Here is a 12,316-nt window from a genome sequence, read left to right as displayed (position 1 = left end):
TTTCATGTATGCTAAAGAAAGAGTACTATACAAGTGGTACTTGTAAATATCAATATTTTTAAAGCAAATGCCAGTGTATGCCTGCTGATTGTACATGTAAGCTGCTTCACAGGGTGCGGTCATGGGACAGATATCGACAAACGGGGAAATAGGGGCTCGACTGCGTGCATTCCGCAAACGCCGCGGATTGACGCAAGAACAACTTGCGGAACGGATTGGCGTGACGTTTCAGCAGGTCCAGCAGTACGAGCGGGGATCTTCGCGCCTGAACGCCGAGCGGCTGCAGCAGATTGCTAGCGCGCTCGACATTCCAGTAGGAGCGCTATTTGACGACAAAGACGAACGGGCGTTGACCGAGGATGAGATGAGGCTTGTGAAAGGTTACCGGTCCCTGTCCAGCGATGAAATACGTTCCTTTGTTCTGTCCAGTATCGCAAGTCCGGTTTGTAGTCGCAAGGCAGGTTCTTGATTTGATGTAATTCGAATTCAGACATAGGTTGGCTTGAAGTTACCGATAATTGAAATCCATAATTGATTTCTTCCGGATTCTGTTCATAGAACTCGTTTTCGGCAAATGAAAAGCGGTACTCTGCAAGGTGGTCCAAACACATGTGGTAAGCTGCATTTTGTCCGCCGAATTGCTTCTGGTACGGCTCGGCGCCGGCGTCGGGGCAGTGGCGCCTGCCAATTCCCGATGCCGTCCTTGAAGGATTCAGGCATAAGCGCAGCGAAAAACCCATGCAGGCGTCATGTTTTTGTCTGAGCAAATCCGGGCATTCCGAGTTGACACCCTCCCGCCTGATATAGTATCTTTTTTCCCCTTTTATGCCGCATCAATACGGTGTTTGACGGCATGAAACATATGATTGGATAAAAGGATGATAACGATGAGAAGCGATACGATAAAAAAAGGGTTGGAGCGTACCCCGCACCGGGCACTACTGAAAGGTACCGGCGTTCCCCAGACCCAGATGGACAAGCCGTTCATCGGTGTTGCCACGAGTTTCACCGACCTGATCCCCGGCCATGTCGGCATGCGGGACCTGGAACGTTTCATTGAAAAAGGGGTCCATTCCGGCGGCGGCCATGCTTTCTTCTTCGGCATTCCCGGAGTCTGCGACGGCATTGCCATGGGGCACAAGGGCATGCACTACTCCCTGCCGACCCGCGAACTGATCGCCGATATGGTGGAGTCGGTGGCCGAGGCGCACCGCCTGGACGGCCTGGTACTCCTGACCAACTGCGACAAGATCACCCCTGGCATGCTGATGGCGGCAGCCCGGCTGGACATTCCCTGCATCATCGTGACCGCCGGTCCGATGATGAGCGGGCGCGGCCAGGCCGGCCGCCAGTATTCCTTTGTCTCCGACACCTTCGAGGCCATGGCGCGTTATAAGGCCGGGGTGATCGACGACAAGGAGCTGCAGGTGTGCGAGGACAATGCCTGCCCCGGCATGGGTTCCTGTCAGGGACTATTTACCGCCAACACCATGGCGATCCTGACCGAAACCATGGGCATGAGCCTGCCGCGCTGCGGTACGGCCCTGGCGGTTTCGGCAATGAAGCGCCGGATCGCTTTCGCCTCGGGTGAACGCATCGTGGACCTGGTGCGCGAGAACATCACCCCGCGCAGTATCCTGACACGCGAGGCCTTCGAGAACGCCATCCGGGTGGACCTGGCCCTGGGAGGCTCATCCAACACGGTGCTGCACCTGCTGGCCATTGCCCACGAGGCCGGGGTGGAACTGCCGCTGGAGCTGTTCGACGTCCTGGCCAAAGACACGCCGCAGCTTTCCTCCATGAATCCGGCCGGCGAATACTTCATGGAAGATCTGGATGTGGCCGGCGGCGTGGCCGGCGTATTCAAACAGCTGGGAGACAAGATCAAGGATACCCCGACCCTGTTCGGTCTGACCACCCGGCAGTTGGCCGACAGCGTCCAGAACGTGGACGAACAGGTCATTCGCCCGCTCTCCAACCCGGTCAAGAAAGAGGGGGGCATCGCGATCCTGTCCGGCAACATCGCTCCCAAGGGTGCGGTGGTCAAGCAGTCGGGGGTTTCCGACAAGATGATGCAGTTCGAAGGCATTGCCCGCTGTTTCAATGCGGAAGAGCAGGCCATGGCCGCCATCATGGAAGGGCGTATCGTGTCCGGCGATGTTGTAGTCATCCGTTATGAAGGCCCCAAGGGGGGACCGGGCATGCGAGAGATGCTGGCACCGACCGCTGCCATCATGGGCATGGGGCTGGGGGATTCGGTGGCTCTGATCACCGACGGCCGCTTCTCCGGCGGCACCCGCGGACCCTGCATCGGCCACATCTCTCCCGAGGCGGCCCAAGGGGGACCGATCGCACTGGTGGAAGACGGCGACCGGATTCTCCTGGACATCCCGGCCCGCAGGCTGGAACTTCTGGTGGACGAAGCCACCCTGGCAGCCCGCCGCGCCAATTGGAAGGCTCCCGAGGCCAAAATCAAGACCGGTTGGCTGTCGCGCTATGCCAAGGTCGTGACCTCGGCCCACACCGGCGCAGTCACAACCGCTGATTAAAGGTCAGTATAATTCGGCGCAGTGACCCGATGAAGGCCGGAGAAAATCGGCGAACCAAAGGTCCGACTTTCGATACCTCTTCGGTTTTCTCGCTGTCTCCGGGGCCCTGTGGCAAAGACTTTTGACTTTATAAGCCGAGGTAATGCTATGAAGATGAACGGTGCACGCATAATGCTGGAGTGTCTGAAGCGGGAAGGGGTCGATACGGTTTTCGGCTATCCCGGCGGTACGGTGATCAACATCTACGACGAGCTTTTCAGCTTCAAGGATATCCGCCACATCCTGCCGCGCCACGAGCAGGCCGGCACCCATGCGGCAGACGGCTATGCCCGCGCCACCGGCAAGGTCGGGGTTGCCATTGCCACCTCCGGGCCAGGCGCCACCAATACCGTTACCGGTATCGCCACGGCTTACATGGACTCGATCCCGATGGTGATCATCACCGGTCAGGTCCCGACCGCCCTGATCGGCAACGATGCCTTTCAGGAGGTGGACATCATCGGCATCACCCGCCCCTGCACCAAGCACAGCTTTCTGGTGAAGGATGTCAATGAGCTGGCCACCATCATGAAAAAGGCCTTCTACATCGCGCGCAGCGGGCGGCCCGGCCCGGTGCTGGTCGATCTGCCCAAGGATGTCCAGATTGCCCAGACCGAGTTCGTCTATCCGGAGACCGTGGATATACGCAGCTACAAGCCCAACCTGGTCGGGCATTCCCGCCAGATCGAGAAGGCGGTCGGCATGATGCTGGAAGCCTCGCGTCCGGTGCTGTATGTCGGCGGCGGTGTCGTACTGGGCAATGCTGCCGAGGAATTGACCACCCTGGCCCGCAAGCTGACAGCACCGGTTACCACCACCCTGATGGGGCTCGGCTCCTATCCCGAAAACGACCCGAATTCCCTCGGCATGCTGGGCATGCATGGCGCCTACTGCGCCAACATGGCCATGACCCACAGCGATATGATCGTCGCCGTCGGCGCACGCTTCGACGATCGCGTCACCGGTAAAATAGCGACCTTCGCCCCTCACGCCAAGATCATCCACATCGACGTCGATCCGACCTCGATCAAGAAAAATGTCCGCGTTGACCTGCCGATCGTGGGGGATGTCAAGGATGTCCTGTCCAAGATGAACAAACAGGTGGACAAGCTGAAGGATAAACATGCCGAATTCGCGGCGCGCCTGACCCCCTGGCACGAGGAGATCGCCGGCTGGAAGGCGAAGCATCCCACCAGCTACAAACAGAGCGCAACGACCATCAAGCCGCAGTTCGTCATCCAGAAGCTGCGCGAGCTGTCGAACGAGGATGCGATCGTCTCGACCGACGTAGGGCAGCACCAGATGTGGACCGCGCAGTTTTTCCAGTTCAACAGGCCGCGCACACTGCTGTCATCCGGCGGTCTCGGCACCATGGGCTACGGTCTGCCGGCCGCCATGGGAGCCCAGGCGGCATTCCCCGACCGCCAGGTGATCACGATTTGCGGCGACGGCGGAGTCCAGATGAACATCCAGGAGATCGCGACGCTGGTCCAGAATCGTCTGCCGGTCAAGATCGTGATCCTGAACAATAATTTCCTCGGCATGGTTCGCCAGTGGCAGGAGTTGTTCTTCGACAAACGCTACTCCAGTACCTGCATGGAGTTGCCGGTAGATTTCGTCAAGCTGGCCGAAGCCTACGGCGCCAAAGGATTCAGTACCTCCAAGCCGGGCGAGGTAGAGAAGATCATCAAACAGGGCTTCAAGGAGCCGGGGCCGGTGATCATGGAATTCAAGGTTGCCCGTGAGGAAAAGGTGCTGCCGATGGTACCGGCCGGTGCATCGCTGAACGAGATGGTGCTGAATGCATAAATAAGGCTCTTTGCCACGGAGGGCACAGAGTTCACAGAGAAGGCCGGAGAAGGCTGACCACAAAAAGGATACGAAGAAGCGCTGAGGAAGCTTGAAAGTTTTTTACCTCTGTGTTCTCTGCGGCCTCTGTGGCTAACTGGTTTTGATTGGAGGTTTCCCCATGCAACATACAATTTCCGTACTGGTCGAGAACGAATTCGGCGTGCTGTCCCGCGTGGCCTCGTTGTTCTCCGGGCGGGGGTTCAATATCGATTCCCTGACCGTGGCCCCCACCAACGAGGAGGGCATGTCGCGCATGACCCTGGTCACCAGGGGGGACGAGAACATCCTCGAGCAGATCACCAAACAGCTCAACAAACTGATCGACGTGATCAAGGTGATCGACTTTACCGAGGGGGGCGGTGTGGAGCGCGAAATGGCCCTGGTCAAGGTCGCGGCCGAAGATCAAAGTCGCGCAGAGGTGTTGCGGATCGTCGACATCTTCCGGGCCAAGATCATCGATGTCACTCCCAAGTCCTATACTATCGAGGCCACCGGTAATCCGGCCAAAATCGACGCCATCCTGGAGCTGCTCCGTCCGTTGGGCTTGAAGGAACTGGTGCGTACCGGCGCGGTTGCCATCGGTCGTGGTTCAAAGGGGTGGAAGGGGTAAACGTCTTTTCTGGGTTGCGGTCAAAGGGTGAAGAGCCGCTGGGGCCATCCGGGTCGAGCGGTTCTTTTGTTTGGCGTTTGTTCCGGTTGACCGAGACGGCGGATTCGAACCAGCCGGATGCTCGAATAAACTGCATTGAGCGGCCCGAAGTGCAGTCTGTGCTGGCGGCCCGACCATGCTAATTGATTGACAGGTCCCGGAATAATGTAGTAAATTGATTGATCGTTTTATCAAGGGTTTGTACCGGTTTGCCCGGATATTTTGTGTGGAGGATGCTCGAGCATGAAGGTTTATTACGATCGTGACTGTGATCTGAAACTGATCAAAAAGAAAAAGGTGACCATTGTCGGGTACGGTTCTCAGGGACATGCCCATGCCTGCAACCTCAAGGATTCGGGCGTTGATGTTACCGTGGCGCTGCGCAAGGGCTCGGCTTCCGCGGCCAAGGCCAAGAATGCCGGCCTCAAGGTGGCGACCGTTGCCGAGGCTGTTGCCTCCGCCGACCTGGTGATGATCCTGACTCCGGACGAGTTCCAGTCCCGCCTGTACCGCGAAGAGATCGAGCCGAAACTTAAAAAAGGCGCTACCCTGGCCTTTGCCCACGGCTTTGCCATCCACTACAACCAGATCGTGCCGCGTGCCGACCTGGATGTTATCATGATCGCTCCCAAGGCGCCCGGTCATACCGTTCGTTCCGAGTTCGTGAAGGGGGGCGGAATTCCCGACCTGATCGCCATTTTCCAGGATGCATCGGGCAAGGCCCGGAGCGTGGCCCTCTCCTACGCCAGCGCTATCGGCGGCGGCCGTACCGGCATCATCGAAACCACCTTCAAGGATGAGACCGAGACTGACCTGTTCGGCGAGCAGGCCGTGCTGTGCGGCGGGGCGGTGGAATTGGTGAAGGCCGGTTTCGAAACCCTGGTGGATGCAGGATATGCTCCTGAGATGGCCTACTTCGAGTGCCTGCACGAGCTGAAGCTGATCGTGGACCTCATGTACGAGGGGGGTATCGCCAACATGAACTACTCCATCTCCAATAATGCCGAGTACGGCGAGTACGTCACCGGTCCGCAGGTCATCAACGATCAGAGCCGGGCTGCCATGAAGGAGTGCCTGAAGAACATTCAGACCGGCGAGTACGCCAAGCGCTTCATCCTGGAAGGGATGTCTAACTATCCCGAAATGACTGCCCGTCGCCGTCTCAATGCCGCCCATCCGATCGAGCAGGTCGGCGAACGTCTCCGGAGCATGATGCCCTGGATCCAAAAGATCGTCGACAAGACCAAGAACTAGGGTAACCCTTTTTCGTCATTGGACACCCCTTTGCCCGTTGATCTCTGTAAGGAGATGGGGAAAGGGGTGTCCGCACGTTTGACTGCCGGATCCCCTCCGGGGGAAATTTCAAAGTGGTAAGCCCGTCTTTTTCGGGTCAGGCAGGTTGCATGAACAAAAATACCCCTTTTGCCAGGGAAGGCTATCCCTTCATCGCTTTTTCCCTCGGATTGACGTTGCTGCTGGCACTTTCCGCCTGGAAGCTCTGTTCGATCGTTCTCGTCATCCCCGCTGTCATCTCTCTTCTACTCACCGGTTTCGTGCTCTACTTCTTCCGGAATCCCGAACGGACGCCGCCCGCTGACGAGCGTGCCGTGGTCGCTCCGGCCGACGGAACCGTGATCGTGGTCGAACGGGTGCCGGAGACGCCGCTCAAGTGCGAAGCGCTCAAGATCAGCATTTTCATGTCGGTCTTCAATGTGCATGTCAACAGGGTGCCTTTCAACGGCACCGTTCTGGAGACGAATTACGAGTGCGGTAAGTTTTACGATGCACGGGACGGCCGGGCATCATGCGAAAACGAGCGCAACGGGATCGTTCTCGAAACCGATCGCGGCGTCAGAATGGCATTTGTGCAGATCGCGGGACTGATCGCACGGCGGATCGTCAGCTATCCACGCGTCGGCGACCGCCTGATCCGCGGCGAGCGCTACGGACTGATCCGTTTCGGCTCGCGAGTGGATGTCTATCTGCCGGCCGATGCAGCGCCGGAGGTCAAGCTGGGCGATACCACCGTGGCCGGCGAGACGGTGCTGGCCCGTATCGGGTAAGGCAGGGAAAACGCATGAACTCTGAGACGCGGGAAGAGACAACGGAAAAAAACGAAAACATCAAGCGCGGCATCTACATCCTGCCCAATCTGGTGACCACCGGCAGCCTGTTTGCCGGTTTCTACAGCCTGGTCTCCACCTTGAACGGCAATTACAGCACCGCAGCTGTGTGGATCTTCCTTTCGGCCATCTGCGACGGGCTGGACGGCAAGATCGCGCGCATGACCGGTTCGACCAGCAAGTTCGGGGTGGAATACGATTCATTGGCCGATCTGGTCGCCTTTGGCGTGACGCCGGCGCTGATGGTCTATGCCTGGGCATTGAAACCATTCGGCAGGGTCGGCTGGCTGGCCGCTTTCCTGTTTGTGGCCTGCGGCGCGCTGCGGCTGGCCCGTTTCAACGTGCAGGTGAATACGGTTGAGAGCAAGCGCTTCGTCGGCTTGCCTATACCGGCAGCCGCCAGCATGGTCGCCTCCACCGTACTGTTCTTCCATCACTTCAACCGGCTGCCCCAGGAACTGATCCAGGCCCCGTATATGTTCAAGCGCCTGGCAGTCATCACCCTGATCTATCTGCTGGCATTTCTGATGGTATCCAATTTCCGGTACTATTCCTTCAAGGACCCGGCCCTGATCAAGCGTCAGCCATTCGGATTCCTGCTGCTGGCAATAGTCGTGCTGATCGTGGTTGCTGCCGAACCGGTGGTGATGACCTTTGCAATCATGCTCTGTTATGTGCTGTCGGGGCCGATCGCATTCCTGTGCAGCTGGCCGCGACGCCGCAGACTGGAGAAGGCGGTGCATAAGGGGCATGAGGCCTCGCACCGCTCCGGTGAACAATAGCAGGAATTATTGGACGTGACGTGGAAGGGCGGGTTTTTACACCCGCCCTGTTTTATGGGTGGTTGCCGCGGAGAAGGCTGGCAGCCCTCCTTCCGGTCGGGAAGACGAGGGGGACGGTCCTTTCGGAGTACCGATTTTCTTCAGTGATCAGAGACTGGGGTCGATCTCGTGCAGGCTGGCATCGATCCCTGACGGACCGATTTCAAGGATGGCAAAGGTATTGGCGCTGCCGGTCTTGATCAGGGTGCCGGGGTTGACGAACAGCATGCCGGACAGGGGTACCACGGCGGCACAGTGGGTATGTCCGAACAGTACCGCATCCACCCCGAGTGCCGATGCGTGGCGTTCGAGATCCTGCAGCCCTCTTTTGACACGATACTGATCGCCATGCAGCAGCAACAACCGTTTACCGGCACACTCCCGGATCAGCTCGCGGGGAGCCTTTGAACCGTGGTCGCAGTTGCCGGCCACATGAATGACCTCCCTGTCGAGGCAGTGCGACAGTACGTCCACGTCGTCGCCGCCGTCACCGAGATGTATGACCAGATCGAAAGGTTCCGCCTGCTGACAGGCCTTGAGAGCCTGCGGGTAGTTGCCGTGAGTGTCTGACATGACTATAATACGCATGACTGACACTGTAGCAGATGCCTTTCTCTAATGAAAATACAAATTCTCCCCAGGCAGGGCCGACCATGTCCAAAAGAACACTCTTCGTCGTAGGTGGCGCCATCCTCTTCGTGATGGTACTTTTCCTGGTCTCGGTGCAGATTGCCAAGAGTCTGATCGGGACCGACAGCGAGTCAAAACTGGTTGCAGGTGAAGGGGTGGGGCTGGTTGAGGTCAAAGGCATGATCCTCGACTCCAAGGATACCATCCGACAGTTGCGGTATTTCCTCAAAAAGGACGATATCAAGGCCGTTGTGCTGCGGGTGGATTCTCCCGGCGGCGTTGTGGCTCCCTCCCAGGAAATCAGCGATCAGGTGGCGAAATTCGCGGCCAAGAAGAAGATCATCGTCTCGATGGGGAGTCTGGCCGCCTCAGGGGGCTACTATATTTCGGCCCCGGCTTCGATGATATTTGCCAACCCCGGCACCATCACCGCCAGCATAGGAGTGATTCTCAAGCTTTCGAACATCGAAACCCTGATGGACAAGATCGGAATCAAGTCCTATACGCTGAAGACGGGCAAGTACAAGGATTCAGGATCTCCGTTGCGCCAGATGTCCCCCGAGGACCGGGCCATGCTCCAGGCGGTGATCGACAACACCCATGAGCAGTTCGTCCGTGCCGTGGCAGCCGGGCGTAAACTGCCGGTCGAAGATGTGCGCAAGATCGCCGATGGCCGGATTCTTTCCGGCGAGCAGGCTCTGGCCCTGAAACTGGTGGACCGCCTCGGGACATTGCAGGATGCCGTGGAGGAGGCGGGCCGGCAGGCGGGCATAAAAGGGGAGCCGGAGGTAGTGCTGCCCCCGAAGAAGAAGCTGAATTACATGGATCTGCTGGTGGAAGGGGCGGAGGGGAGTTTCAAGAATGCGCTGGGCCAAGCGGCCGGCGGCATGAAGCTGATGTATGAGGCGGAATGAAGCAGGTTAAGGTTAAGAAAAAACCTCAACCTTAACCTTGGCCTTAGCCTCTGTTTTTAAGCCTTGCGTGAGCATCCAGCAGAATCTGCTCGGTCGTCGGCCAGTCGATACAGGCGTCGGTGATCGAAACCCCGTACTTCAACTGGCTGTGGTCGGCCGGAACCTTCTGGTTGCCGGCAGACAGAAAACTTTCGATCATGACCCCCGAAATGGACCTGTTTCCCTCCACGACCTGCTGAACGACACTCTCCAGTACGAGCGGCTGCTTCAGGTAATCCTTGTTGGAATTGCCGTGGCTGCAGTCAACCATGATGGTCGGAAACAGGTTGTTCTTTCTGAGGCTCTCTTCGGTCTGGGCGATGTCCTCGACATGGTAATTGGGTTTGCGTGAGCTCCCCCGCAGGACGATATGCACATCGGGGTTGCCGGTGGTCCGGATGATCGACGTGCGCCCCTCGCGGTTGATCCCCAGGAAGCTGTGCGGGTGCTGGGCCGCGATCATGGCATCGATAGCGATCTGCAGGTTGCCGTCGGTACCGTTCTTGAAGCCGATCGGAAAGGACAAGCCGCTGGCCAGTTCGCGATGAGTCTGGGATTCGGTGGTGCGGGCGCCGATGGCTCCCCAGCTGATCATGTCCGCCACGTACTCGGGGGTAATCGGGTCGAGCATCTCGTTGGCCACCGGCACGCCCAGCTGCGTAAGCCTGCTGAGCAGTCCCCGGGCGATGCCGAGCCCCTTGGATATCATGTGGCTGCCGTTCATGTCCGGGTCGTTGATCAGCCCTTTCCAGCCGACCGTGGTGCGGGGTTTCTCGAAGTAGACCCGCATGATCAACAGCAGTTGGTCCTCCACTCGGCGGGAAAGGGCCGCCAGGCGCTTGGCGTAATCGATGGCCGCCTCCGGATCGTGGATCGAACAAGGACCGACCACCACCATCAAGCGAGGGTCCCGGCGCTGAAGGATGTTCTTGATGCGCTCGCGGCTCGTGCTGACAAAGGCCCGGTCGCTGTCGGAAAGCGGCAGGACCTGCCGCAGGTCGGCCGGTGCTATAATCGGGGTGATCGCCGAAATTTTCAGATTGTTGGTCTTGATCATGTTCAGTCCGTTCCTTGAAAGAGGAGTAAGTTACTCTCTTTAATTGTTTTTCAGGAGTTTGTCAAAGGAGAATATGTTCACATGAAGCGGGCTGTATTTCTGGACAGGGATGGCACCATCAATCAGGAGAAGGAATATCTCTACCGGATCGAGGATTTCGAATTCGTGCCAGGTGCACCCGAGGCGATCCGGATTCTGAACGATGCCGGTTTTCTGGTGGTGGTTGTCACCAATCAGTCCGGCGTAGCCCGGGGGTATTACGGTGAGGAAGATGTGGAGACCTTGCATCGCCATATCGCCGCGGAACTGGAGCGGTCCGGGGCACGGGTGGATGCCTGGCTGTACTGTCCCCACCACCCGGACGGGAAGGGGAGCTACGCCCTGCCGTGCCGCTGCCGCAAGCCGTTGCCGGGAATGCTCGTGGATGCTGCCGTGCGATTCGGCATCGATCTGTCCGCCTCGGTGATGATCGGCGATAAACGGATCGATGTCGAAGCTGCCATGGCGGCCGGCTGCCGGCCGGTTCTGGTGAGGAGCGGATACGGCAGCGGAGAGGAAAAACTGATGCCTCCGGGGGTCGATGTCTACGACGATCTCTACGCAGCGGCAGTCCGGTTGCAATCCCGCTGAACGGGTTTGACACCGGGGGGGCAGGCGTGTAATGATATTCAATTACTTGATTTGAAAGGAAGGATCTTCCATGTCCCAGGGCATTACCAAAGGCATCATTCTGGCAGGCGGAGCGGGCAGCCGGCTCTACCCCCTGACCCTCGTTGCCAGCAAGCAGCTCCAGCCGGTCTACGACAAACCGATGATTTACTACCCTTTGGCAACCCTGATGGCAGCGGGCATCAAAGACATACTACTGATTTCGACACCGCAGGATACCCCGCGTTTCGTAACACTGCTCGGCGATGGGTCCCGCTGGGGAATTTCGATCACCTATAAGGTGCAGCCGGAGCCGAAAGGGATCGCCCAGGCCTTTCTGATCGGCCAGGATTTTATCGACGATCGACCGGTGGCCTTGATTCTGGGGGACAACATCTTTTACGGCAAGATGAACCTGGACCGCATCGTGGGTGAATTCACGGGCGGGGCAAGGATCTTCGGCTACCAGGTACATGATCCGGAACGCTATGGGGTGGTGGAATTCGACCCAACCGGAAAGGTGCTCAGCATCGAGGAGAAGCCGAAACAGCCGAAATCCCACTACGCCGTGCCCGGACTCTATCTGTACGACCGGAACGTCGTAGCCATAGCCAAGTCGATCGCACCTTCGGCGCGTGGCGAGCTTGAAATTACCGACGTCAACCTGGAGTATCTGCGCCGTGGGGAATTGACCGTCGAACGCCTGGGGCGCGGCATCGCCTGGCTGGACACCGGTACCCACAAGAGCCTCTTGGAAGCGAGCATCTTCATCGAAACCATCGAATCCCGCCAAGGCCTTAAAATTGCCTGCCTGGAGGAGATCGCCCTGCGCCGGGGGTTCATCGACTGCGCGCAGATGCAGCAGGTGATCGACAGCACCCCCGCCTCCTCGTATCGCAGCTACCTGCAGCGTGTCTATCACGAGGCAGAGCTGCTGTGCGCCTGAACATCGTGAAAAGGCTGGTACAGACATCCTGCAGTCCATTTGTGACGGAA

12 protein-coding genes are annotated in these 12,316 nt (G+C 58.3%); 10 read left to right on the top strand and 2 right to left on the bottom strand.

The window, feature by feature from the left end:
* The first annotated feature begins 121 nt into the window (after positions 1 to 121).
* From GSVR_RS13945 to pssA, 7 genes are all read left to right on the top strand, one after another.
* A complete protein-coding gene (locus GSVR_RS13945; protein WP_173201834.1) occupies positions 122 to 469 on the top strand; it encodes a helix-turn-helix domain-containing protein in 348 nt (115 codons plus the stop codon).
* A gap of 418 nt (positions 470 to 887) precedes the next feature.
* Positions 888 to 2,549 (top strand): dihydroxy-acid dehydratase, encoded by a 1,662-nt coding sequence (gene ilvD / locus GSVR_RS13940; RefSeq protein ID WP_173201833.1) that lies wholly within the window; start codon positions 888 to 890, stop codon positions 2,547 to 2,549.
* 147 nt (positions 2,550 to 2,696) lie between these two features.
* Positions 2,697 to 4,397, top strand: a complete 1,701-nt coding sequence (gene ilvB, locus GSVR_RS13935) for a biosynthetic-type acetolactate synthase large subunit (protein WP_173201832.1) — start codon at positions 2,697 to 2,699, stop codon at positions 4,395 to 4,397.
* A 160-nt stretch (positions 4,398 to 4,557) separates the two neighbouring features.
* On the top strand, positions 4,558 to 5,049 hold the full coding sequence (gene ilvN, locus GSVR_RS13930; RefSeq protein WP_173201831.1) for an acetolactate synthase small subunit: 492 nt from the start codon (positions 4,558 to 4,560) through the stop codon (positions 5,047 to 5,049).
* Positions 5,050 to 5,331: 282 nt separating this feature from the next.
* Positions 5,332 to 6,342 (top strand): ketol-acid reductoisomerase, encoded by a 1,011-nt coding sequence (ilvC, locus tag GSVR_RS13925; RefSeq protein WP_173201830.1) that lies wholly within the window; start codon positions 5,332 to 5,334, stop codon positions 6,340 to 6,342.
* A 149-nt stretch (positions 6,343 to 6,491) separates the two neighbouring features.
* Positions 6,492 to 7,151 (top strand): phosphatidylserine decarboxylase family protein, encoded by a 660-nt coding sequence (locus GSVR_RS13920; RefSeq protein WP_173201829.1) that lies wholly within the window; start codon positions 6,492 to 6,494, stop codon positions 7,149 to 7,151.
* A 14-nt stretch (positions 7,152 to 7,165) separates the two neighbouring features.
* Positions 7,166 to 7,993 (top strand): CDP-diacylglycerol--serine O-phosphatidyltransferase, encoded by an 828-nt coding sequence (pssA, locus tag GSVR_RS13915; protein WP_173201828.1) that lies wholly within the window; start codon positions 7,166 to 7,168, stop codon positions 7,991 to 7,993.
* 147 nt (positions 7,994 to 8,140) lie between these two features.
* Here the strand turns inward: pssA and GSVR_RS13910 are convergent, their stop codons facing one another.
* Positions 8,141 to 8,620 (bottom strand): metallophosphoesterase, encoded by a 480-nt coding sequence (locus tag GSVR_RS13910; protein ID WP_173201827.1) that lies wholly within the window; start codon positions 8,618 to 8,620, stop codon positions 8,141 to 8,143.
* Positions 8,621 to 8,685: 65 nt separating this feature from the next.
* Between GSVR_RS13910 and sppA the strand changes: the two genes are divergently transcribed.
* Complete coding sequence (sppA, locus tag GSVR_RS13905) at positions 8,686 to 9,576, top strand: signal peptide peptidase SppA (protein WP_173201826.1); 891 nt, start codon at positions 8,686 to 8,688, stop codon at positions 9,574 to 9,576.
* Between the two features lie 43 nt (positions 9,577 to 9,619).
* Here sppA and GSVR_RS13900 read toward each other — a convergent pair whose 3' ends face one another.
* Positions 9,620 to 10,672: a 3-deoxy-7-phosphoheptulonate synthase gene (locus tag GSVR_RS13900; protein WP_305040930.1), complete on the bottom strand. Its 1,053-nt coding sequence runs from the start codon at positions 10,670 to 10,672 to the stop codon at positions 9,620 to 9,622.
* Between the two features lie 42 nt (positions 10,673 to 10,714).
* Here GSVR_RS13900 and gmhB point away from each other — a divergent pair, with 42 nt between their 5' ends.
* Positions 10,715 to 11,302, top strand: a complete 588-nt coding sequence (gmhB, locus tag GSVR_RS13895; protein WP_370552083.1) for a D-glycero-beta-D-manno-heptose 1,7-bisphosphate 7-phosphatase — start codon at positions 10,715 to 10,717, stop codon at positions 11,300 to 11,302.
* A 70-nt stretch (positions 11,303 to 11,372) separates the two neighbouring features.
* The gene (gene rfbA / locus GSVR_RS13890) at positions 11,373 to 12,266 is read left to right on the top strand and encodes a glucose-1-phosphate thymidylyltransferase RfbA (RefSeq protein ID WP_173201824.1); all 894 of its coding nucleotides are present in this window, start codon (positions 11,373 to 11,375) and stop codon (positions 12,264 to 12,266) included.
* Positions 12,267 to 12,316: the final 50 nt, after the last annotated feature.

This window comes from Geobacter sp. SVR, assembly GCF_016865365.1.
Taxonomy (GTDB): Bacteria; Desulfobacterota; Desulfuromonadia; order Geobacterales; family Pseudopelobacteraceae; genus Pelotalea.
The sequence above is the reverse complement of the archived record's forward strand: the minus strand, read 5'-3'. Positions and strand labels throughout refer to the sequence as shown.